At 36.7% G+C, this 22445-nt stretch carries 24 protein-coding genes, 13 tRNA genes and 4 riboswitches; of the genes, 34 read left to right on the top strand and 3 right to left on the bottom strand.

Features of this window, described 5'->3' with window-relative positions:
* Positions 1-22 precede the first annotated feature (22 nt).
* The 15 genes from ACLBXA_RS14125 to ACLBXA_RS14055 all read left to right on the top strand — a co-directional run bounded on the left by ACLBXA_RS14125 (position 23) and on the right by ACLBXA_RS14055 (position 3213).
* Positions 23-96: transfer RNA gene (locus ACLBXA_RS14125), tRNA-Arg, on the top strand.
* 10 nt (positions 97-106) lie between these two features.
* Positions 107-180 (top strand) — tRNA-Pro (locus ACLBXA_RS14120).
* Between the two features lie 15 nt (positions 181-195).
* Positions 196-268: transfer RNA gene (locus ACLBXA_RS14115), tRNA-Ala, on the top strand.
* 20 nt (positions 269-288) lie between these two features.
* Positions 289-381 (top strand) — tRNA-Ser (locus ACLBXA_RS14110).
* A gap of 54 nt (positions 382-435) precedes the next feature.
* A tRNA-Ser gene (locus tag ACLBXA_RS14105) sits at positions 436-528 on the top strand.
* A gap of 20 nt (positions 529-548) precedes the next feature.
* Positions 549-625 (top strand) — tRNA-Met (locus ACLBXA_RS14100).
* Positions 626-628: 3 nt separating this feature from the next.
* A tRNA-Asp gene (locus ACLBXA_RS14095) sits at positions 629-704 on the top strand.
* A gap of 8 nt (positions 705-712) precedes the next feature.
* Positions 713-788, top strand: a tRNA-Phe gene (locus ACLBXA_RS14090).
* A gap of 11 nt (positions 789-799) precedes the next feature.
* Positions 800-872 (top strand) — tRNA-Thr (locus ACLBXA_RS14085).
* Positions 873-878: 6 nt separating this feature from the next.
* Positions 879-949: transfer RNA gene (locus ACLBXA_RS14080), tRNA-Trp, on the top strand.
* Between the two features lie 9 nt (positions 950-958).
* Positions 959-1035: transfer RNA gene (locus ACLBXA_RS14075), tRNA-Ile, on the top strand.
* Between the two features lie 8 nt (positions 1036-1043).
* A tRNA-Asn gene (locus ACLBXA_RS14070) sits at positions 1044-1118 on the top strand.
* Position 1119: 1 nt separating this feature from the next.
* A tRNA-Glu gene (locus tag ACLBXA_RS14065) sits at positions 1120-1191 on the top strand.
* A gap of 129 nt (positions 1192-1320) precedes the next feature.
* Complete coding sequence (locus ACLBXA_RS14060) at positions 1321-1740, top strand: CBS domain-containing protein (RefSeq protein ID WP_000195542.1); 420 nt, start codon at positions 1321-1323, stop codon at positions 1738-1740.
* A 321-nt stretch (positions 1741-2061) separates the two neighbouring features.
* Positions 2062-3213, top strand: coding sequence for a DUF3965 domain-containing protein (locus ACLBXA_RS14055; RefSeq protein ID WP_000648916.1), 1152 nt, complete (start codon positions 2062-2064; stop codon positions 3211-3213).
* Positions 3214-3453: 240 nt separating this feature from the next.
* Here the strand turns inward: ACLBXA_RS14055 and ACLBXA_RS14050 are convergent, their stop codons facing one another.
* Both ACLBXA_RS14050 and ACLBXA_RS14045 read right to left on the bottom strand, forming a co-directional pair.
* A complete protein-coding gene (locus ACLBXA_RS14050; RefSeq protein ID WP_001137820.1) occupies positions 3454-3786 on the bottom strand; it encodes a hypothetical protein in 333 nt (110 codons plus the stop codon).
* A gap of 5 nt (positions 3787-3791) precedes the next feature.
* Positions 3792-4946, bottom strand: a complete 1155-nt coding sequence (locus ACLBXA_RS14045) for an SH3 domain-containing protein (RefSeq protein WP_001056038.1) — start codon at positions 4944-4946, stop codon at positions 3792-3794.
* Between the two features lie 269 nt (positions 4947-5215).
* Positions 5216-5327, top strand: a riboswitch (TPP riboswitch).
* Between the two features lie 60 nt (positions 5328-5387).
* A riboswitch (TPP riboswitch) is annotated at positions 5388-5490 on the top strand.
* 82 nt (positions 5491-5572) lie between these two features.
* Here ACLBXA_RS14045 and tenA point away from each other — a divergent pair.
* From tenA to kdpDN, 18 genes are all read left to right on the top strand, one after another.
* Positions 5573-6268 carry a thiaminase II gene (gene tenA / locus ACLBXA_RS14040; protein WP_000666835.1) on the top strand — a complete coding sequence of 232 codons (696 nt, stop codon included), beginning with the start codon at positions 5573-5575 and terminating at the stop codon, positions 6266-6268.
* Entirely contained in the window at positions 6237-6986 is a 750-nt protein-coding gene (locus ACLBXA_RS14035; protein WP_001256821.1) for an ABC transporter ATP-binding protein, read from the top strand. Before tenA ends, ACLBXA_RS14035 begins: the two co-directional genes overlap by 32 nt.
* Positions 6986-7738: an ABC transporter permease gene (locus ACLBXA_RS14030; protein ID WP_002162925.1), complete on the top strand. Its 753-nt coding sequence runs from the start codon at positions 6986-6988 to the stop codon at positions 7736-7738. Before ACLBXA_RS14035 ends, ACLBXA_RS14030 begins: the two co-directional genes overlap by 1 nt.
* The gene (locus ACLBXA_RS14025; protein WP_000771335.1) at positions 7735-8736 is read left to right on the top strand and encodes an ABC transporter substrate-binding protein; all 1002 of its coding nucleotides are present in this window, start codon (positions 7735-7737) and stop codon (positions 8734-8736) included. Before ACLBXA_RS14030 ends, ACLBXA_RS14025 begins: the two co-directional genes overlap by 4 nt.
* 10 nt (positions 8737-8746) lie before the next feature.
* Entirely contained in the window at positions 8747-9367 is a 621-nt protein-coding gene (gene tenI, locus ACLBXA_RS14020) for a thiazole tautomerase TenI (protein WP_000787187.1), read from the top strand.
* Positions 9360-10469, top strand: a complete 1110-nt coding sequence (gene thiO / locus ACLBXA_RS14015; RefSeq protein WP_000333297.1) for a glycine oxidase ThiO — start codon at positions 9360-9362, stop codon at positions 10467-10469. Before tenI ends, thiO begins: the two co-directional genes overlap by 8 nt.
* A gap of 15 nt (positions 10470-10484) precedes the next feature.
* The gene (thiS, locus tag ACLBXA_RS14010) at positions 10485-10688 is read left to right on the top strand and encodes a sulfur carrier protein ThiS (protein WP_001049505.1); all 204 of its coding nucleotides are present in this window, start codon (positions 10485-10487) and stop codon (positions 10686-10688) included.
* Between the two features lie 2 nt (positions 10689-10690).
* Positions 10691-11461, top strand: a complete 771-nt coding sequence (thiG, locus tag ACLBXA_RS14005; protein WP_000931981.1) for a thiazole synthase — start codon at positions 10691-10693, stop codon at positions 11459-11461.
* Positions 11454-12473 carry a thiazole biosynthesis adenylyltransferase ThiF gene (gene thiF / locus ACLBXA_RS14000; RefSeq protein WP_001065427.1) on the top strand — a complete coding sequence of 340 codons (1020 nt, stop codon included), beginning with the start codon at positions 11454-11456 and terminating at the stop codon, positions 12471-12473. The genes thiG and thiF overlap by 8 nt, the downstream gene beginning before the upstream one ends.
* A 15-nt stretch (positions 12474-12488) precedes the next feature.
* A complete protein-coding gene (thiD, locus tag ACLBXA_RS13995; RefSeq protein WP_000867375.1) occupies positions 12489-13301 on the top strand; it encodes a bifunctional hydroxymethylpyrimidine kinase/phosphomethylpyrimidine kinase in 813 nt (270 codons plus the stop codon).
* An 85-nt stretch (positions 13302-13386) separates the two neighbouring features.
* Positions 13387-13534, top strand: a riboswitch (cyclic di-AMP (ydaO/yuaA leader).
* Positions 13535-13627: 93 nt separating this feature from the next.
* Positions 13628-14014 (top strand): hypothetical protein, encoded by a 387-nt coding sequence (locus ACLBXA_RS13990; protein ID WP_000424067.1) that lies wholly within the window; start codon positions 13628-13630, stop codon positions 14012-14014.
* Between the two features lie 16 nt (positions 14015-14030).
* Entirely contained in the window at positions 14031-14261 is a 231-nt protein-coding gene (locus ACLBXA_RS13985) for a hypothetical protein (protein WP_000866301.1), read from the top strand.
* Between the two features lie 260 nt (positions 14262-14521).
* Positions 14522-14667: riboswitch (cyclic di-AMP (ydaO/yuaA leader) on the top strand.
* Between the two features lie 99 nt (positions 14668-14766).
* Complete coding sequence (locus tag ACLBXA_RS13980) at positions 14767-14871, top strand: SipW-dependent-type signal peptide-containing protein (RefSeq protein ID WP_000887894.1); 105 nt, start codon at positions 14767-14769, stop codon at positions 14869-14871.
* The gene (kdpF, locus tag ACLBXA_RS13975) at positions 14868-14948 is read left to right on the top strand and encodes a K(+)-transporting ATPase subunit F (RefSeq protein ID WP_000973728.1); all 81 of its coding nucleotides are present in this window, start codon (positions 14868-14870) and stop codon (positions 14946-14948) included. Before ACLBXA_RS13980 ends, kdpF begins: the two co-directional genes overlap by 4 nt.
* Positions 14949-14967: 19 nt before the next feature.
* On the top strand, positions 14968-16635 hold the full coding sequence (kdpA, locus tag ACLBXA_RS13970; RefSeq protein ID WP_000638330.1) for a potassium-transporting ATPase subunit KdpA: 1668 nt from the start codon (positions 14968-14970) through the stop codon (positions 16633-16635).
* Between the two features lie 13 nt (positions 16636-16648).
* Positions 16649-18739, top strand: coding sequence for a potassium-transporting ATPase subunit KdpB (gene kdpB / locus ACLBXA_RS13965; protein ID WP_447617259.1), 2091 nt, complete (start codon positions 16649-16651; stop codon positions 18737-18739).
* Between the two features lie 16 nt (positions 18740-18755).
* Positions 18756-19337 carry a K(+)-transporting ATPase subunit C gene (gene kdpC, locus ACLBXA_RS13960; protein WP_000412611.1) on the top strand — a complete coding sequence of 194 codons (582 nt, stop codon included), beginning with the start codon at positions 18756-18758 and terminating at the stop codon, positions 19335-19337.
* Between the two features lie 56 nt (positions 19338-19393).
* A complete protein-coding gene (gene kdpDN / locus ACLBXA_RS13955) occupies positions 19394-20548 on the top strand; it encodes a KdpD-like non-kinase potassium sensor (RefSeq protein ID WP_074790778.1) in 1155 nt (384 codons plus the stop codon).
* Positions 20549-20570: 22 nt separating this feature from the next.
* Here the strand turns inward: kdpDN and ACLBXA_RS13950 are convergent, their stop codons facing one another.
* Positions 20571-21752, bottom strand: a complete 1182-nt coding sequence (locus ACLBXA_RS13950) for an MFS transporter (protein WP_000748724.1) — start codon at positions 21750-21752, stop codon at positions 20571-20573.
* Positions 21753-21892: 140 nt separating this feature from the next.
* Between ACLBXA_RS13950 and ACLBXA_RS13945 the strand changes: the two genes are divergently transcribed.
* A complete protein-coding gene (locus tag ACLBXA_RS13945; protein WP_000683325.1) occupies positions 21893-22354 on the top strand; it encodes a MarR family transcriptional regulator in 462 nt (153 codons plus the stop codon).
* Positions 22355-22445: the final 91 nt, after the last annotated feature.

Here is a 22445-nt window from a genome sequence, read left to right as displayed (position 1 = left end):
ACCCCCGCCCTCGGCACCATATGCGCCCGTAGCTCAATTGGATAGAGCGTTTGACTACGGATCAAGAGGTTAGGGGTTCGACTCCTCTCGGGCGCGCTTTTATTAACGGGAAGTGGCTCAGCTTGGTAGAGCACCTGGTTTGGGACCAGGGGGTCGCAGGTTCAAATCCTGTCTTCCCGATATTCCAAAAAACATGGGGCCTTAGCTCAGCTGGGAGAGCGCCTGCCTTGCACGCAGGAGGTCAGCGGTTCGATCCCGCTAGGCTCCACTTTATTTAATATATGTCTCGGAGGTATACCCAAGTTCGGCTGAAGGGATCGGTCTTGAAAACCGACAGGCGGTGAGAATCGCGCGGGGGTTCGAATCCCTCTACCTCCTCCATTTTCTTTTAAATGGTTTAGACATATAATAATAAAATATTTATTTTTCCTTCATGGAGGTATACCCAAGTTCGGCTGAAGGGATCGGTCTTGAAAACCGACAGGCGGCGAGAGTCGCGCGGGGGTTCGAATCCCTCTACCTCCTCCATTTTTTAAATTTAATATTGTCGCGGGGTGGAGCAGTACGGTAGCTCGTCGGGCTCATAACCCGAAGGTCGCAGGTTCAAATCCTGTCCCCGCAACCAAATGGTCCCGTGGTGTAGTGGTTAACATGCCTGCCTGTCACGCAGGAGATCGCCGGTTCGACCCCGGTCGGGACCGCCATTTATGTTGGCTCGGTAGCTCAGTCGGTAGAGCAGAGGACTGAAAATCCTCGTGTCGGCGGTTCGATTCCGTCCCGAGCCACCATTTTTTTTTATGCCGGCTTAGCTCAATTGGTAGAGCAACTGACTTGTAATCAGTAGGTTGGGGGTTCAAGTCCTCTAGCCGGCATCATTTAGGGGCATAGTTTAAAGGTAGAACTGAGGTCTCCAAAACCTCCAGTGTGGGTTCGATTCCTACTGCCCCTGTAAGTATATGGGCCTATAGCTCAGCTGGTTAGAGCGCACGCCTGATAAGCGTGAGGTCGATGGTTCGAGTCCATTTAGGCCCACCATATATTATTCCGCAGTAGCTCAGTGGTAGAGCTATCGGCTGTTAACCGATCGGTCGTAGGTTCGAGTCCTACCTGCGGAGCCATGGCCCGTTGGTCAAGTGGTTAAGACACCGCCCTTTCACGGCGGTAACACGGGTTCGAATCCCGTACGGGTCATACAAAAAAGAGTCAGCATTATGCTGGCTCTTTTTTATTTTGTTAATCCTTTTTATAATGTTACTTTCCAGAAATAAATAAAGGAATTTTGGAAAAGCTATGGTATGTATAAAAAGGAGGAAATAAATAATGACACAAGTTAGAGACTTAATGAGTACCCATATTGTACATTGTACACCACTAGACAATGTATATGAGGCAGCTGTAAAAATGAAGGAAGAATCGGTTGGATTAATTCCTGTTGTTGAAAATGAGCAAGTTGTTGGGCTTGTTACTGATCGAGATTTAGTTGTTCGAGGAATTGCTGAAAAACATCCTGGATCTAATAAAATTACAAATGTAATGACAACAAATATTATCTCAGTTTCTCCAAATGATTCTATTGAAAAGGCTACAGAGCTAATGGCACAGTATCAAATTAGACGGTTACCAGTAGTTGATAGTGGTCAGCTTATTGGCATGTTAGCACTAGGAGATTTAGCTATAAGGGAATCGGCAGATGATCAAGCTGGATTTGCCTTGAGCGAAATCTCAGAGCATACAGAATAAATTGAAACTTTAATTAACCGAGATTTTAATGGTCACTCATAAAGAGCTAAATTATATATAAAGTTCAGATGCATTATTCTAGTATATATGGATTAAACTAATATATTAGCGTGATGTATCTGAGGCATTATATAATAAGTATATGGTGAATAATTTCGACAGTTTATTAAAATTTGTTATTCTTAATTTTTAATAAGAGAAAAGATGATATACTGATAGATATAAGTATTATGAGAGATTTTGAATATAACAATATTAATTTTTAATGGTTCGATATTAAATTAATATTTCCTACATAGATGAAAAGGGAAGGGGAATTATATGAAGGCTGTACAGGGCGATCCAAATTGGAATTTGGTTACAGATACATATATAGAACCAAATAATTTCGCTGAATTATTTTCTTTGCTTGTACCTTGTCACCCAAAAGGTGAGGGGAAAGAACGAACTATATTAGTATGGAAAGAGAAAGAATTTTATAAAGAAGAAAATTTAGCGGCATTTATCGTATATGGCATGAATAAAGTAAAGAATTTACCGCAGTTTCATAAAGATGAAATTCCAACTTTAGTGCGTATTCTTCGCTTATGCCAAGAGATTGGTTGGTATGAAGAGGCAAATGCTTTTATGATAGCGCAAGGATTAGCTGAGTTTGTTCATACTTCATTGGAATATGAAACATGGGATCTTTTGACGCAATCAGTTGCTTTAAACTATTTAATTATTAAATATCGTATAGGTGAACTGACAGATAGGGATATTGAAATTTGGGATAGAGTTAAATTTAATGAGAAATGTATAACCGATTGTAAACATTTATTATCTCATAAAGAAGTATTGGAGTTTACATTCTTTTATATGTGCAAGAGAGCGAAATCATTATCAAAAGAGCAATTAAATAGTGATATGATGAGTTTAGCAATGTATTGTAATACTTTCGTATATGATTTATATACACATGATTTATTACGTAAATATCGTAAGTGTACAGATTTCCTATCATATTATGGACCTAGTCAGGCAGTTTTAGCATGTCAAAGAGCTGTATTATCTCAAATTTCCGATCGCTTAGACCCGTTAAAGACAACTCATGTAGATGATTATTTATATGTGATGAAAGAAATGATGGAGCATATGACGCTAGGAGTAATGGATCGATACGGTCATTTTATTGGAAAGCTACTATCTTATGTGCCATTTTTCGAAATGATACAAGTTCCACAGCATGCATATTATTGTGAAGAATTACTGTATATTTGTAAGGGCATTGAATATAAAGAAGAAACACTACGCAATTATATATTTATACAATTACATGATTGTTTACCATCATTCTTTAGGCTATTTCTTAAAAATAAGCGTTACGCAACGATTCATGATATTCTTTTCTATTGGTGCGATGACGAACAACGAATGAGCTTAGAGAAAAAATATAATCTGAGCTTTATTTATGAAAAATATGCTTGTGGATAAACAATATTTTCGATATGAAAAATTAATATAAATTAAAAAGGATCTCCAGTTTATGTGAGATCCTTTTTTGTTAGTAAAACAAGGAGAAAGTGATTAAGACAAGAAACAACATTCCATATAGGAGAAGTTGTGCAGTATAACTTCCTTGTATACCAAAAAAAGTATTGGCTTTCTTATACAAATTCAATATGTATTTTATTGGAGTATCTTTGAAAGATTGGTACACAGTGTCTCCTCTTTCTAAGCTTCTTGTTCTTGTTTTTGGTTATAAGGGACATTAATATATCTAGCTACAAATAATAAAACAGCCATAAAGAATATTGGAAATACAGTAGATAAATAAAAGCCATTACTAATTATATTTGTTATGAGAGCACTCAAAAGAAATATAGCGTTATAAATATGGGCAATTTTTTGTTTTAGTTGCACTTGAAATGATTCCATCATAATTTCTAATGCAACAAAAGCAATAATAATAGATAAAAATACAATGTTTGTATTGTAAATGATTAAACAACAGATTAAACCTAAAAAGGCTACGTATTCAATTATAAGAGGTATATTGCGTGGCATACAACTTACCTAACTAAATATGGCAGTGGATTTACTGCATTTGTTTTTTCAAAATTCCATTCTCCATTATGTAATTCAAAATGAAGATGTTGCCCGTATGAATGACCTGTGTTTCCCATATGACCTACTAATTGTCCAGTTTGTACTTGATCACCAGCTTGTACAGTGCGATCCTTCATATGAGCATAAACAGTTGTATATAATTTCCCATTGATTTGATGCGCAATGAAAACAACATTGCCATAGCTAGCTGAATAATAAGATTTCACAACTTTACCTGCAGCAGCAGCTTGGATAGAGACGTTCCCTGGAGCTGCAATATCTATACCATAATGCATTTGTTCCCAGCGTATATCAAAGGTTGAGCTAATTCTTCCTTGAGCAGGGAATTTGAAAGCAGCTGGAATAGATGAAGGCTGATCTGTTTTGGCTTGTGGTTGATTTTGTACTACATAGTGTTTTGCTACATATCCGTATCCTGTGCCAAAACGAATTTTATACCAAGTTCCTGCAGTTTCTACTACTTGTACTTGTGTACCTTTTTGTAATGAACCGAGTAGAGCGCTACTTGTACTAGTGTTGCTACGTACATTCAGATTAGGTGTTGCAACAGTATATTTTGTATTATTTTGAACGGTGATTCCTTTTACTAAGGGCTGTGAACCATTAGAGATGAATGCTTTTTGTACGTAACCTGTTTGGCCATTATGTGATATTTTATACCATTCGCCTTGATCTTCTTGAACGGTAATGAACTTGCCATTTGGTAATACATCTAAAATGGAAGATTCTAAATTAGGTTCGGAGCGAACGTTCAATGCATTAGCATTGACGATGTATTGATCATTAGATCGAAGTTTGTTTTTTAGTAAAATAGCATCTTTTTGTACATAACCTACTTTATTATGAACAGATACTTTATACCAACCATTAGTTATTTCAAGGATGTTCACTTTTGTATTAAAGCGAATTGTATCAATTGATGTGCTTTTTACGCTATCTTCTGTATGTAATGCTACTTGATCGACTTTGACATACCCAGTTTTAATATTAGATAATTGTTCAGCGTTTGCTTTTTGTACATTTGTTTCACCCATAGAAGGAAGTAAAGAAGCAATCGCTACAGTAGTTGCTGTTAAAGCAGTAGCTTTCATATTCATATAATAGAGACCTCCTCTAGTTGTATAGTTGTAATTTTATTATAGTATAAAGATATAATATAGTGGGTGTATTCACATAAATGTAATATGAAATCAATATAAAAATAAATTTTTTGAGGATAATGATTCCTTATTATCCAATTAATTAGGATAATAATTTCTAAGATAGAATATAAGTATTATATAGTTTTGTTATTTTGTTGACAATTGAGAAAATTAAAACAGTTGATGATGTCTTATTACGATGTTATACTGACAGTGATAATTTCATAGTTTGCTAGGAGAGCTGGTGTTGCCAGCTGAGAGTAGGCCGTAAGCCTTTGATCCTTTTCATTACCTGATCTAGATTATGCTAGCGTAGGGAAGCAATTCGGACACTAATAATAAGTCCCCGTTTCTTTGCGTATAGAAACGGGGCTTTTTTGTTTAAAAATTTCATATTGAAACCACTAGGGGTGCTTGTTGTGCTGAGAGAGGAATAATCCTTAACCCTTACAGACCTGATCTAGGTAATACTAGCGAAGGGAAGTGGAGCAACGAATAAATTATAATTTTATTTGCTGTAACCACTTCTTATTTAGAAGTGGTTTTTTATTTAAATACACATACCGGAAGGGGATAGCGAAATGAAATTTTGCGATAGATTATTAGAAACTGTACAACCAGTTTGGGAGATGAGTCATAATCATCCGTTTGTAGTAGGTATGGGGGATGGCACGTTAGAAAAAGATAAGTTTCAGTATTACATTATTCAAGATTATTTATATTTGTTAGATTATGCAAAGCTATATGCGATTGGTGTTGTAAAAGCAACAAATCCACAAGTAATGGGGAAATTTGCTGAACAAATTGATGGCATATTAAATGGAGAAATGACAATCCATAAACAATATGCAAAAAGACTGGGAATTTCTATAGAGGAGATAGAGTCTGCAAAGCCATCTGCTAAAAATTTGGCTTATACAAATTACATGATGTCTGTATCTCAAAATGGCACACTTGCGGAATTAATAGCAGCACTTCTTCCATGTATGTGGAGCTACTGGGAAATTGGAAAGCGTTTAAATGATATTTCTGGAGCAAGAGATCATGAGTTCTTTGGTGAGTGGATTCAAGGATATAGTTCTGAAGAATACGGTAACCTTTGTATTTGGTTAATCGATTTATTAAATGAAATGGCAGTTGGAAAGTCTGAAAAAGAGCTAGATCAATTAGAGGAGATTTTCCTATATTCCAGTCGATTTGAATATTTATTCTGGGATATGTCCTATCGTAAGGAGATGTGGGGATTTGAGGAGCAAGAACATACTACAGTTTCATAATGTTTCTTTTCATTATGATGAGAAACCAATCATCAATGAATTAAATGCTTCTATACAAGATAAAGAGTTTGTAAGTATTATCGGACCGAGTGGATGCGGGAAAAGTACTCTATTTCGCCTTATTACAGGTTTAGAAGAAGTAAGTACTGGGCAGATAGAGCTGACAGAAACGAAGAGCCATCCTGTAGGGTATATGCCCCAAAAAGATATGCTCCTGCCGTGGCGAACGATTATTGAGAATGCTGCTCTGCCGCTAGAGTGTCAAGGTGTACAGAAGAAAGAAGCACAAATAAAGGCCAAGGAACTGCTACATAAATTTGGCTTACAAGGGTATGAGACAAAATATCCGAAAGATTTATCTGGTGGTATGAGACAACGCGTATCTTTTATTCGGACTTTATTAACAGGTGGGGAGGTATTGTTGTTAGATGAACCGTTTAGCGCGTTGGACGCTTTAACGAAGGCATCTTTGCAAGAATGGCTGTTTGAACAATGGAAAGAGTGGGAAAAAACAATTTTATTTATCACTCATGATGTGGAAGAAGCGTTGTTTCTTTCTAATCGAATTTTAGTAGTAGAGCAGCAACCGATAACTACTTTAACCGAGAGGGTTGTACCGCTTGATTGTAATCGAACAAGAAAAGATTTATATAAACCTGAAGTGTTAGCGCTTAAAGATGAGCTTCTTAGTATGTTACAAAGGCAGGTACTCGTATGATGAACCGGTTGAAGGAGCTATTACCTGCCCTTACACTTTCTAGTATTTTACTTGCCTTTTGGGAAGTAGGCGCAAGGATCGTAGATGAAATGTACATTTTACCGTCACCGTCTGCGATTGTAATGAAGATATGGAAACTAAAAGATATATTATTTACGGTTCATTTGCCGGCAACATTATATGTCGTTTTAATAGGTGTGGCAATTTCTATCGTACTTGGGGTAGGGCTAGCGATGTTAATGAACGCGAGTAATTGGATGGAGAGAGCATTTTATCCATTATTAGTCGCTTCACAAACGATTCCTATTACAGCGCTTGCTCCGCTCTTCGTTTTATGGTTTGGATATACGATTTGGAGTAAAGTCGTTGTTACGGTTTTAATTACGTTTTTCCCGATTGCGGTCAATACGTATGATGGACTACGCAGTACGAAAAAAGAATGGGAAGAGCTTTTAGTTACATACGGGGCAACGAAAAAAGATGTTTTTCTTAAATTAAAATTGCCGTCTGCTCTTCCTTATTTTTTCTCAGCTTTAAAAATCGCAGTTCCGCTTAGTGTTATCGGAGCAGCAATTGGCGAATGGCTCGGTGCGCAAGCTGGGTTAGGATATTTCAGTAAAAGAATGATGACGCAGTTAGACGGAGCAGGTGTATTTGCACCCATTGTATTGTTATCATTACTAGCTATTTTCTTCGTCATCCTTATTTCGATATTAGAAAAGAAATTCATTAGTTGGAGGAAGCATTCATGAAATTATTAAAACGCATCTTTGTGTTTACATTATTAGTTGCAATGATTGCTGGATGTTCTAGTAATTCAGCATCAGATAAGAGTAAAAAAGAAAAAGAAATAACGGTCATGCTTGATTGGTACCCAAATGCGGTACATAGCTTTATTTATGCAGCAATTGAAAAAGGCTATTTTAAAGAAGAAGGAGTAAAGGTGAATATTAAATTCCCTTCTAATCCGACTGATCCATTAACTTTAGCAGCTGCAGGAAAAGTAACGGTTGGCTTATATTATCAACCAGATGTTGTTATGGCAAAAGCAAACGAACAAATTCCAGTGAAATCAATTGGAGCTGTCGTACGTTCCCCATTAAATCATGTTGTATCACTGAAGTCAGCAGGCATTCAATCGCCAAAAGATTTAGAGGGGAAAACAGTTGGATATTCTGGAACACCTTTAAGTGAGATGTATTTAAAAACGATGGTAAAAGAAGCTGGTGGTAATCCAGATACAGTGAAAGTAGTCGATGTTGGCTTTGATTTAGTACCAGCATTAATTACGAAAAAAGTGGATGCGGTAACAGGGGCATACATTAACCATGAAGTACCTGTTATGCGTCATGAAGGTCATGAACCAGCGTACTTTAATCCAGCAGATTATGGTGTACCGAATTATCATGAGCTTGTATTTGTAACAGGTGATAAAACGTTGAAAAAAGATAAAGAAGCGTTGCAAGCCTTCTTACGTGGTACGAAAAAAGGCTATGATTTCATGAAGAAAAATCCAGATGAAGCATTAAATATTTTATTAAATCATCAAGAAAAAGAAAACTTCCCGCTTGTGCCAGAAGTTGAAAAAGAAAGTATGAAAATTTTATTAGAGAAGATGGAAACGAAAGATGAGCCATTTTTATCAGATTCAAAAGAATCATGGGAAAAACAAAATAAATGGCTGAAAGATAAAGGAATGACGAAAGAAATCGTTCCGGCCGATGAGCTATTCGAAAATATTTTAAAGTAGGCGAATGAATATGAAAAATGAGCTTCATGTAATCTCAAATGGTCACATGTCATTCGAAGAGTTAGTGAGTGTAGCGATGCAAATTGAGAGCGAGATTGATTATTTGCATATTCGTGAGCGTGAGAAAAGTACGAAGGAATTATATGAAGGGGTGGAAAGCCTTTTGAAAAAAGGCTTTCCAGCATCAAAGCTTGTTATCAATGATCGAATTGATATTGCTATTTTATTAAATATCCCGCGTGTTCAACTAGGATATCGAAGTACAGATGTAAGGTCAGTGAAAGAAAAGTTTTCTTATTTGCATGTCGGTTATTCCGTACATTCTTTAGAAGAGGCGATAGAGGCTTTTAAGAACGGGGCTGATTCGCTCGTTTATGGTCATGTATTCCTAACAGAGTGTAAAAAAGGTGTGCCAGCGAGAGGGCTTGAAGAAATTTCGGACATTGCAAGGAGCTTATCGATACCAATTATAGCTATTGGAGGGATTACTCCTGAGAATACAAAGGATATTCTGGCAAGTGAAGTAAGTGGAATTGCTGTTATGTCTGGAATTTTAAGTAGTAGTAACCCGTATAGCAAAGCGAAGTCTTATAAGGAATCAATAAGAAAGTGGGCGGAAAAACATGTGTGAGAAGTATGATGTAGCGATTATTGGTGGTGGTGTAATTGGTAGTTCAGTTGCACATTTTCTAGCAGAAAGAGGACATAAAGTAGCGATTGTAGAGAAGCAAAAAATTGCATCGGAAGCTTCGAAAGCAGCTGCTGGTTTACTTGGTGTTCAAGCAGAATGGGATGCGTATGATCCGCTATTTGAACTTGCTAGAGAAAGCCGAGCTATATTTCCACAACTTGCAGCAGTTTTACGTGAAAAGACGGGTATTGATATTGGATATGAAGAAAAAGGAATTTATCGTATTGCTCAAAATGAAGATGAGAAGGAAAGAATTCTTCACATTATGGATTGGCAGCAGAAAATAGGTGAAGATTCTTATTTTCTAACGGGAGACCATGTGCGGGAAAAAGAGCCATATCTATCCGAATCTATTATAGGAGCAGTATATTATCCGAAAGACGGTCATGTTATTGCACCAGAGCTTACGAAAGCATTCGCACATTCTGCAGCGATTTCCGGTGCTGATATATATGAACAGACAGAAGTATTTGATATCCGTATTGAAAATAATAAAGTGACTGGAGTTATTACAAGTGAAGGTATTGTCACATGTGAGAAAGTCGTTATTGCAGGAGGTTCATGGAGCACGAAGTTACTCAGTTATTTTCACCGCGATTGGGGTACATATCCAGTTAAAGGAGAAGTGGTTGCGGTAAGAAGTAGAAAACAACTTTTAAAAGCACCTATTTTTCAAGAAAGATTTTACATTACTCCAAAGCGCGGTGGACGTTACGTAATTGGGGCAACAATGAAGCCACATACGTTCAATAAAACTGTGCAGCCAGAAAGTATAACTTCTATATTAGAGCGTGCTTATACAATATTGCCAGCTTTAAAAGAAGCAGAATGGGAAAGCACGTGGGCAGGATTAAGACCACAATCGAATCATGAAGCTCCTTATATGGGAGAGCATGAAGAAATAAAAGGTTTATATGCTTGCACGGGCCATTATCGAAACGGTATTTTATTAAGTCCTGTTTCTGGCCAATATATGGCTGATTTAATAGAAGGAAAGCAAGAGAATCATTTGCTAGATTCATTGCTTTCTAAAACGGTTTAGAAAGGGGATGGAAGTTTGAATTTGAAAATTAATGGTAATCAAATTGAAGTGCCAGAGAGTGTAAAAACAGTAGCCGAGCTACTTACACATTTAGAGCTAGATAACAGAATTGTTGTAGTAGAGCGTAATAAAGATATTTTACAAAAAGATGATCATACAGATACATCTGTTTTTGATGGAGACCAAATTGAGATTGTAACTTTCGTAGGAGGCGGTTGATTATGTTAAACATTGGACCATTTTCATTTCATTCTAGACTTTTATTAGGAACAGGTAAATTCCCTGATTTTGACGTGCAGCAAAAGGCAATTGACGTTTCTGAAGCTGAAATTTTAACGTTTGCAGTACGTCGTATGGATATCTTTGATGCAAAGCAACCTAATTTATTAGAGAAACTTGATGTGAAAAAATATACGTTATTACCAAATACAGCAGGGGCAAAAAACGCTGAAGAGGCTGTTCGTATTGCAAAATTAGCAAAAGCCTCTGGGCTTTGTGACATGATAAAGGTAGAAGTTATTGGTGATGATAGAACGTTATTACCTGATCCGGTAGAAACGTTAAAGGCATCTGAAATGTTACTAGAAGAAGGATTTATCGTACTTCCGTATACATCTGATGATGTTGTATTAGCACGTAAATTACAAGAGCTTGGCGTGCATGCGATTATGCCAGGAGCATCACCAATCGGTTCAGGGCTTGGTATTGTAAATCCATTAAATTTGAGCTTCATTATTGAACAAGCGACAGTACCAGTTATCGTTGATGCCGGTATTGGTAGTCCAGCTGATGCGGCATTTGCAATGGAATTAGGAGCGGATGGTGTGTTATTAAATACGGCTGTGTCAGGAGCAAAAGATCCTATTAAAATGGCACAAGCAATGAAATTAAGTATTGAGGCAGGACGTTTAGGATTTGAAGCAGGTCGTATTGCACGTAAGCGTTGTGCAACTGCAAGTAGTCCTTTAGAAGGAATGAGCGTAGTTGAATAATCGATATTCTCGCCAAGAACTATTTTCTCCAATTGGAGAAGAAGGACAGCAAAAGATAAGAGAAAAGCATGTGCTTATTATCGGTGCAGGTGCATTAGGTAGTGCAAATGCAGAGATGTTTGTAAGAGCAGGTGTTGGCAAGATAACAATTGTTGACCGTGATTATGTAGATTGGAGTAATTTACAAAGACAACAATTGTATGCAGAGAGCGACGTAAAGAATAATCTTCCAAAAGCTATAGCGGCTAAAAAACGTTTAGAAGAGATCAATAGTGATGTAACAATAGAAGCTCTCGTTCAAGATGTAACAGCTGAAGAGCTAGAAGAACTTGTTACAAATGTTGATGTAATGATTGATGCGACTGATAATTTTGAAACACGCTTTATTGTAAATGATATAGCACAAAAATATTCTATTCCATGGATTTACGGTGCATGTGTAGGTAGTTACGGTCTTTCTTACACAATCCTTCCTAGTAAAACACCATGTTTATCATGTTTATTACAGTCGATTCCGCTTGGCGGGGCAACATGTGATACAGCGGGTATTATATCACCTGCTGTATCTCTCGTCGTTTCTCATCAAGTAACAGAAGCTCTTAAACTGTTAGTAGAAGATTACGAATCACTGCGAGATGGACTTGTGTCATTTGATGTATGGAAGAATGAATATTCATGTATGAATGTGCAAAAGCTTCGTAAACACAATTGTCCTTCGTGCGGAGAGAATGCGATATACCCGTATTTAAATAAAGAAAACACATCGAAAACAGCAGTTTTATGCGGGCGAAATACAGTTCAAATTAGACCACCTCATAAAGAGGAAATGGATTTTGAGAGGTACAAAAAGCTGCTGGATGATCGTGTAAATGATTTAAATGTAAATCCATATTTATTATCATTTTCTGTGGAAGAAAAGAGATTAGTTGCTTTTAAAGATGGTCGTGTACTCGTACATGGAACGAAAGATATAAGCGAAGCAAAAACGATTTATCATCGCTATTTTGGATAGAAAAGGATGAGTGGGATGAAAGTGAATAAAGCTTTAACAATTGCAGGGTCTGATAGCGGCGGCGGTGCTGGAATTCAGGCAGATTTAAAAACATTCCAAGAGCTTGGTGTATACGGAATGACGGCTATTACGGCAATTACTGCTCAAAACACGCTTGGCGTTCAAGGGGTATATCCTGTTCCGTTAGAAGGTATTACAGAACAGCTGAATTCAATTGGTACGGATTTAACACCAGATGCAGTGAAACTAGGAATGTTATTTAGTAGTGAAATAATTCAAATTGTTGCAGAACAAATTAAAAAGTTTGGCTGGAATAATATTGTGCTAGATCCCGTTATGATTGCAAAAGGCGGTGCATCATTATTACAGCAAGAAGCAGTTCAAGCATTAAAAGAATATTTATTACCAGTAGCAACTGTTATAACACCGAATGTCCCAGAAGCAGAAGTGTTAACTGGGATGGAGATTCATAATATTGAAGATAGTAAGGAAGCTGCAAAAGTATTGCACGAATTAGGTGCTAAATATGTGCTTATGAAGGGCGGACATGCAGAATATCAAGGTAATGAAGTAATTGATTTCCTCTTTGATGGAGAAAAATTTATTGAGTTTAGAAGCGAGCGAATTCCTTCAAAGCAAACGCATGGAAGTGGGTGTACATTTGCTTCAGCGGTTACAGCAGGACTTGCGAAAGGATACTCAATTAAAGATGCTGTTCAAGAAGCAAAACGATTTATTAGTATAGCAATTGAAGAGCCATTGAATATTGGTAGTGGTCATGGACCGACGAATCATTTTGCGTATAAAGTGAATAGAACGCGTGTATAGATAAGTGAAAAGCCAGTTTTATAACTGGCTTTTTTTCTGTTTACTTTTTCAAAATACAGGAGTAATATATCAGCCAGAATATATTTTTTTGTAAACGCTGAGTCCAATTATATGGAGCGGAGGAACCAATTTGTGCGTCTGCACTAGGGGTGAATCTTTCAAATTTGAAAGTAGGGCTACTCTCAAAGTCCGAATCCGACAGCTAACTTCGTAAGCGTCTTGAGAGAGGACGGTGCCATGATGGATACATCACTTCATCGATCTGATTAGTATAGGGGAATATCAATCTATGTTTGATTTCTTTTATACTAAGGAGGATGAGGTACATGGAACTAACACTTATTTGTGTTGGAGAAGAAAGTAAGGTAGATAGTTTAAGAGATCTAGTATCATTTCAACATGAGTTAATTATTTTTACGGCAAATGAAGAGATAGCGGCTGAAGTTAGGAATTGTGGGTTTGATTGGACTTATAGTTGCAGTAAGGAGCAGGACTTTACTAGTATTTGTGAGTGTATTAAGAAGGTGATTTTACTAGGAGATGAGCTTCCAATCGTTAGTTTCTTCACAGAACACATTCGCTTTTCTTTTCAAGCACCTATTACTGTTGTTACAAGGAATAAACGATATCCAGCGAGGCTCTATGAAACAATTGGAGCTAAATTTGTCGTGTTTACGAATTGTGATAATATTTCTTTTTTATTTTTTGAATAGGGTGGAGGAAAAGAAGATGAAAGTGTTGTTACTAGGAGATATAGCGAATCGTTGGGCGATATCAGTAGAGCGAGTTCAAGAATTGGTGGTGCTGGATCCTATTTTTCCAAGGCCCTATATCATATTGCCATCGAAAGACGCTTTATATTTAAAAACAGATGTTATCGAATATGAGCAGCTACATGCAGAATTGTCACAAGTTTATATTCGCGGGAGAAATTTACGTGCTTTTTTACGAGGAGAATAAATAGTGAAATAAAAAGAGCGAATGCTAAGTGCAACAAGCTATGCACTTTATGTCATTCGCTCTTTTTATTTCGTATCGAAAAGATCATTTCTGTGAAAATGAAAGAAAAGACGAGTAAATAGATGAAAGAATATTAATAATACTCAATGTAAGCGTTTAAATAGATGGATATTTTCTTATTTTCAGTAATTTACCCCTTTACAAGTGAAATATAGAGGAGTATATTTACTCTCATAAATCATTCATAAAATTTCCAAAAAAACCTAAAATCGCTGAGTTCCAGAAATGGAGCGGGGGAACCAATTTTGTGCATCGTCACTTGGGGTGAATCTTTCAGTTTTGAAAGTAGGGCTACTCTTTAGGCCCGAATCCGACAGCTAACCTCGTAAGCGTTTAGAGAGGAGGTTTACTTTTTGTTGTTCATTTTTTGAACACTGAGTAGAGCTCAGTGTTCTTTTTTAATATTTAAATGGTAAATTTTAACAAAATGAAGAGAGGGATAGTTATGTTAGATGTTGTAATGGTCGGGATTTTTATTTTATTAGTTGCATCGATGGCAAGTCTTGCAAGTTGGTCAGATAAAGTTGTGAAAGAAGGAAAGCAATCATGATGATTGTCTTATCGGTTATAGTCGCAGCAATTACAGTGTATTTAGTGTATGCATTATTAAATCCAGAGAAGTTTTAATTAGGGGGAATCATTCATTATGATTTGGGTTGCAGTCATTATTACAATGCTCTTGTTTATTTTAGTAGCAAAGCCAACGGGGATTTATTTAGAGAAAGCTTTTCAAGGTAGCAAAACGCTAGATAAAGTATTCGGGCCTTTTGAAAAACTTATTTTTAAAATTACAGGTGTAAAAGCATACAATCAAACGTGGAAACAGTACGCATTATCATTAGTTTTACTCAATGGATTTATGATTGTTGTCGTATATTTCATTTTCAGATTACAAGGTGTGTTGCCGCTAAATCCAGCACATATTGAAGGAATGGAGCCTACGCTCGCTTTTAATACAGCAATTAGTTTTATGGCTGATACAAACTTACAGCATTATAGCGGTGAAAATGGTTTATCTTATTTATCACAATTAATCGGAATTACATTTTTAATGTTTGCAGCACCGGCAACGACATTAGCACTCGTTATGGCATTTATAAGAGGACTTGCTGGAAAAGAACTTGGTAACTTTTTCGTTGATTTTACGAGAGCGTTAACGAGAGTGTTTCTTCCTATCGCATTTATTGCGGCACTAGTTTTTGTCGCACTTGGCGTACCACAAACGTTAGATGGGGCGGTTACAGCACAAACGATTGAAGGTGCAAAGCAAAGTATTTTACGCGGACCTGTTGCATCATTCGTTTCCATTAAGGAACTTGGAAATAACGGCGGTGGATTTTTCGGAGCAAACTCTACGCATCCTTTCGAAAATCCAGGACAAATGAGTAATATTTTGCAAATGATGCTTATGATGTTATTACCAACAGCACTTCCATTTACGTACGGACGAATGGTCGGAAATAAAAAACAAGGCCGCATCCTTTTCGTGTCACTATTTATGGTATTTTTACTAGGGTTTATAACGATTACGACATCTGAACTAAACGGGAACCCGGCATTAAATGGAATGGGTATCGAACATGTACAAGGAAGTACAGAAGGGAAAGAAGTACGATTTGGAACAGTATTTTCTTCACTATACGCAACAGTAACGACAGCTGCTGAAACAGGCGCTGTTAATACGATGCATGATACGTTAACACCAATTGGTGGTCTAGTTCCCCTCGTAAATATGATGTTAAATACAGTGTATGGCGGAGTTGGAGCAGGCTTTGTAAACATTATTATGTATGCAATTATCGCGGTGTTTATATCTGGGTTAATGGTTGGACGGACACCAGAGTTTTTAGGTAAAAAGATTGAAGGTAAGGAAATGAAATTAATCGCAGTCACGATTTTATTTCATCCATTGCTCATTTTAGGATTTTCGGCATTAGCTCTTTCAACAAATTTAGGAACGGATGCTATTTCTCATTCCGGTTTCCACGGTTTAACACAAGTTGTATATGAATATACATCGTCAGCTGCGAATAACGGATCTGGATTTGAAGGATTAGGAGATAATACACCGTTTTGGAATATTACGACTGGTTTAGTTATGTTTTTAGGACGCTACTTCAGTTTAATTACGATGCTAGCTGTGGCAGCTTCGTTGAAAGAAAAAACGGTAGTGCCAGAAACAGTTGGAACGTTCCGTACAGATAATAGTTTATTTGGTGGCATCTTCATCGGAACAATTGTAATTGTCGGTGCATTAACATTTTTCCCGATGTTAGTACTCGGACCAATTGCAGAATTTCTTACATTGAAGTAATGGAGGGTAAATGATGAGACCGGTAGTAGTAAAAGAAAAACAATTAAATAAGTCACAAATACATGCTGTAGAAGATGAAGTTAGACAAGCGAAAACGATGGATCGTGATATCGTAACACATGCGATGAAACAATCCGTTGCGAAATTGAATCCGAAAGTCATGATAAAGAATCCGATTATGTTCGTTGTGGAAATTGGGTTTATCATTACGTTCATTTTATCTTTTCTTCCAAGCAGTTCTAGTAGTATACCAGGATGGTTTAATATAACAGTTTCTCTTATTCTATTATTTACAGTTTTATTTGCGAATTTTGCAGAAGCATTAGCAGAGGGTCGTGGTAAAGCGCAAGCCGATTCTTTAAAGCAGTCGAAGAAAGATGTGTTTGCAAATGTTGTAAAAGAAAATGGAGACATTGTCCAAGTTTCAGCAACTGATCTTAGAAAAGGTGATGTTGTTATCGTAAAACAAGGAGAAATGATTCCGAATGATGGTGAAGTAATCAAAGGATTAGCGTCTGTAGATGAATCTGCAATTACAGGAGAATCAGCTCCTGTAATAAAAGAAGCGGGTGGTGATTTTTGTTCCGTAACAGGTGGAACGATGGTGGTAAGTGATGAAATTACAATTGTTATTACGAGTAATCCTGGTGAATCATTTATCGACAAAATGATTTCTTTAGTAGAAGGAGCTGCTCGTCAAAAAACGCCGAATGAGATTGCTTTAAATACAGTATTAACGAGCTTAACTCTTATCTTCTTGATCGTCGTTGTGACGTTGCCGATTTTTACAAATTATTTAGGTTTTCAAATTGATACAGCTGTACTCGTAGCATTGTTAGTATGTTTAATTCCAACGACAATTGGTGGTTTGCTATCAGCGATTGGTATCGCTGGGATGGACCGGGTGACAAAATTTAACGTGTTAGCGATGTCAGGGAAAGCAGTAGAAGCTGCGGGCGATATTAATACAATTATTTTAGATAAAACGGGTACAATTACTTTTGGAAACCGGATGGCTCATACATTATTGCCTGTAGGAAATGAGACGATTGAGCAAGTAGGGAAATGGGCCGCGATTAGTTCAGTTTTAGATGAAACACCAGAAGGTCGATCAGTTATAGAATATGTAAAAACGAAAGCTATATCATATAATCGAGAAATTGCAGAGCAAGGTGATTTTGTTCCGTTCAAAGCAGAAACGAGAATGAGTGGTGTGGATTTACAGGATGGAACGAAAGTGAGAAAAGGTGCTGTAGGTAGCGTAATTGAATGGGTTAGGTCACAAGGTGGAACGATTCCGAAAGATGTAAATCAAAAAGCAGATTCCATTTCCAAAGAGGGCGGGACACCACTTGTAGTTGCAGTGGATAATCGTATTTACGGTTTAATTTATTTAAAGGATACAGTAAAGCCAGGTATGCGTGAGCGTTTTGAACAATTGCGCCAAATGGGGATTAAAACGGTTATGTGTACAGGTGATAACCCGTTAACAGCAGCAACGATTGCAAAAGAAGCAGGGGTAGATGAGTTTGTTGCTGAGTGTAAGCCAGAAGATAAAATTGCGGTTATTAAAGCAGAGCAAGATAAAGGGAAACTTGTAGCGATGACAGGTGATGGTACAAATGATGCGCCGGCATTAGCGCAGGCTGACGTTGGATTAGCGATGAATAGTGGTACGACAGCTGCGAAAGAAGCCGCGAATATGATTGATTTAGATTCGAACCCGACAAAAATTATTGAGGTTGTAGGAATCGGTAAGCAATTGTTAATGACGCGAGGTGCGTTAACGACGTTTAGTATTGCGAATGATATAGCAAAATATTTTGCGATTATTCCAGCAATGTTTACACTTGCGATTCCGCAAATGGAGGCATTAAACATTATGAAACTAACATCACCACTGTCAGCGATTTTATCAGCATTACTATTTAACGCTGTTATTATTCCATTACTCATTCCGTTAGCGATGAAAGGTATCGCATATAAACCAATGAGTTCGAATGCACTACTTGGCCGAAACCTACTTATTTATGGACTTGGCGGAGTGATTGTACCATTCATTGGAATTAAAGTAATTGATATGATTGTCGGCTTGTTTATATAAGGAAGAGGGGAAAAAGATGGAGAAGAAACAAAGTATACTATCACCAATTATCCGTATTACTTTTACATTTCTAGTGTTGTGTGGACTTGTATACCCACTTATTGTTACTGGTATTGCACAAGCAGTGATGAAGGATAATGCGGATGGAAGTCTAATATATAATGATAAAAATGAAGTGATTGGTTCTAAATTAATTGGTCAAAACTTCACGGATCCACGTTATTTTCAAGGGCGTGTTTCTAGTATTGAATATAAGGCTGAAGCATCTGGTTCAAATAACTATGCACCATCTAATCCAGATTTAGAGAAACGAGTAGAGAAAAGTATTGAAGAGTGGAAGAAACAAAATCGGGCTGTTCCGGTAACAGAAGTGCCGATTGATCTAGTGACGAATTCAGGTTCAGGGCTAGATCCTGATATTAGTCCGCAGGCAGCTTCTGTGCAGGTGGATCGTATCTCTAAATTAACGAATATTACGAAAGAAACGCTAAATCAGTTGATTAAAGATCAAACAGAAGGTGCTGCACTTGGCTTATTTGGAGAGAACCGCGTAAACGTTTTAAAGTTAAATTTAGAATTGCAGAAACTACTGAAATAGAAACAACGCTACCTCAATCTAACGGATTGAGGTAGCGTTGTTTCGAAAGAAAGGTTGTGAGTGTTTTGTATGCGGATGACTATAAACCAACTTTTCAAAGGCGAACACCAGAAGAGTATTTAGAATATATTCGTCAGCAAAACCGCGGGAAGTTAAAGTTATATGTAGGAGCGGCTCCAGGAGTAGGAAAAAGTTATAAAATGCTCTTTGATGCAAGAGAAATGAAAAAGGATGGTACGGATATTGTAATTGGTTTAATTGAAACGCACGGTAGAAAAGAGACGGAAGAAGCAATTGCTGATTTAGAAAAAGTTCCTTTAAAAGAAATAGAGTATAAAGGGAAAGTATTTTATGAACTCGATGTGGAAGGAATTATAAAACGTGCACCGCAAGTCGTTGTTGTGGATGAACTTGCGCATAGCAATATTCCTGGATCTAAAAATAAGAAACGTTATATGGATGTACAGGAATTGCTAGATGCCGGTATATCCGTCTTATCAGCTTTTAATATTCAACATTTAGAAAGTGTTCATGACATTGTTGCTCAAATTACGAATGTTAAAGTGCGAGAACGTATTCCAGATTTTATTTTACAAAAAGCAAATGAAATTCAGCTCGTTGATGCAACGCCGGAAGTATTAAGGAAGAGGTTAATAGATGGAAAGATATATAAGGAAGAAAAAATAGAGCAAAGCTTACAAAATTTCTTTACGCTTAATAATTTAGGGGCACTAAGAGAATTATCACTTCGGGAAGTGGCAGATGATATGGACGAGAAAATTAGCCAAACAGTAATAGAACCGATTGGTGTAAAAGAAAAAATTCTTGTTTGTGTACAATACAGTTCGACAGCGGAGAAATTAATACGACGGGGATGGCGCATGGCTGATCGGTTAAATGCTGAATTGTACGTATTAAACGTTGAGAGGGAAAATATAGATTCTATTTCAGCTGGGAAAAAGCAGACGATTGAAGAGTGGAAGTCGTTAACGAATCAATTTGATGCGAGTTTTGTTTTAGAAGAGGCAAAAGGAAGAAAGCCAGCGGATGTTATTATTGAAGTTGCGAAAAGACTACAAGTAACGCAAATTTTACTCGGACAATCAGCAAGAACAAGGTGGGAAGAAATTCGAAAAGGTTCAATTGTAAATGAAATTATGAGAGAAACGAAGTATATTGATATTCATATCGTTGCAGATCAAAGAGTTTAGAATAGAGACCATCTATAGGTCTCTATTTTGCTTTTTGTACAGCCTGAAAACGTAGCATTTTCATTGCGCATAAAATGATAAATAGAAATGTAATTGCACCTAGGAAGAAAATCCAAAAGTAATTTTGATTAAATACAAGAAATCCACCTACAAGTGGCCCTGTGCCCATACCGAGATAGCGTATGAAGTTATACATACCGATGGCTGTTGCGCGTTCTTGTACGAATTCCTCCGTTAATAAAGTAGTGTGAGTTGGCATAGAAAGTCCCATACTAAAACCGTATAAAGATGTAACGATAATGATGAATGAGATATTGATGCTATATGTGAAAGAGAATAAAGTGACACATATAATATTGAAGAAACTAGTGATGAATAAAGCTTGCTTTGTTGTGAGGCGTTTTTGCAAAAGCTTGTAGCAATAACTTCCTAGCATGATAGAAAGAGACATTGGTACAAACATAAGACCAATTGCATTTGCAGCTAAATGAAATGAATTTGCTAAAATGCTCGGTAAAAAAACGAGAAAGCAAAAGTAAATACAAAATTGAATGAAGCCAATAAGAGTAATAGAAAATCCAGTTTTATTTTTTAAGATAAGAGAGTAATTCTTTTGTTCTTTAGACCGCTTAATTACATTTGGCTTTGTTTCTGGAAGTAGTGAAATGTTTATAATTAATAAGATAATGCCAAGTGTAGATAAAAAGAGAAATACAGATAAGTGACCATGTATACTGCCAAGATAACCACCTATGAGTGGAGCCATTGCAGGTGCGAGAGCAAGTAACATTTGATACAGGCTCATCGCTTCTCCGCGTTCTTTTCCTTCAAATAAATCGCCGATAATCGTTGCTGAAACTACAGGTATAGCCGCTATTCCTATAGCTTGAACAGCTCTAAAAAAGAGAAATAAATAAATGTTTGCCGAAAAAGCACATCCGATTGAACCAATTGTACTAATGACTAAACTAGGGATAAGGACAGATTTTCTCCCTTTTGTATCAATTAAAGGTCCATATACGAGCTGCATAATTGCAAGAACGAATGTGAAAAGTGAAACTGTTACATTTACAAGATAAAGAGAAGTGTGAAAAGAATTTTGAATCATCGGTAAGATAGGTGTGTAAATATTTTGAGCGAAGGAACCGAGTAAGGCACTAATACAGACAACATATAAAATGAAAGTTAGTTTAGATTTTTTCATCTTGTTAACCTCCTTGTATTTTAGTTTCCTTGGAAACTAAATTTATTTTAACATGATTTTCTCACTTGTAAAGATGAAAAAATAATTTTAAAATGGTATATAGTTAAATTGTTTCTTTGGAAACTTGGGAGGCGAACGGATTGAAGCATACAACGAAGCAAATGGAAATACTGTCGGACATTCGTACACTTTTGCATAAAAAAGAAGAACATTTAAAACGACAAAACGAGAAGTTTTTTTATGAGACAGGTGTAAGTAGTATGTCTTTATCTGAGTTACATGTAATCGAATGTATCGGAAAAAATGGTTTGATGAATGTAACGGCAATCACGATAGAAATGGGCATGACGAAGGGAGCGATCTCTAAAATTTGTACAAAGTTGTTTCAAAAGCAATTCGTTGAGAAGATGCAAATGTTAGATAATCAAAAAGAAATCTTCTTCCGCTTAACGGAAAGTGGGAATGAAATATATATAGCTCATGAAAAATTGCATAAGCAAGCTGAAGAAAAGTGGCTGTTACTTTTAGATGGTTATACGAAAGCAGAGCAAGACTTTATTCAAAGGTTTATAAAGGATGTCTCAGATCATTTGGAAATATAATTGGAAGAAAAAACTCCTTTTTCTCAAGTCTTTTGAATATAATTTCTGAAAGAACTCATATATAATAGAAAAAGATACTTAACATGGTGAA

This window comes from Bacillus sp. D48C, from assembly GCF_053345735.1.
The sequence above is the reverse complement of the archived record's forward strand: the minus strand, read 5'-3'. Positions and strand labels throughout refer to the sequence as shown.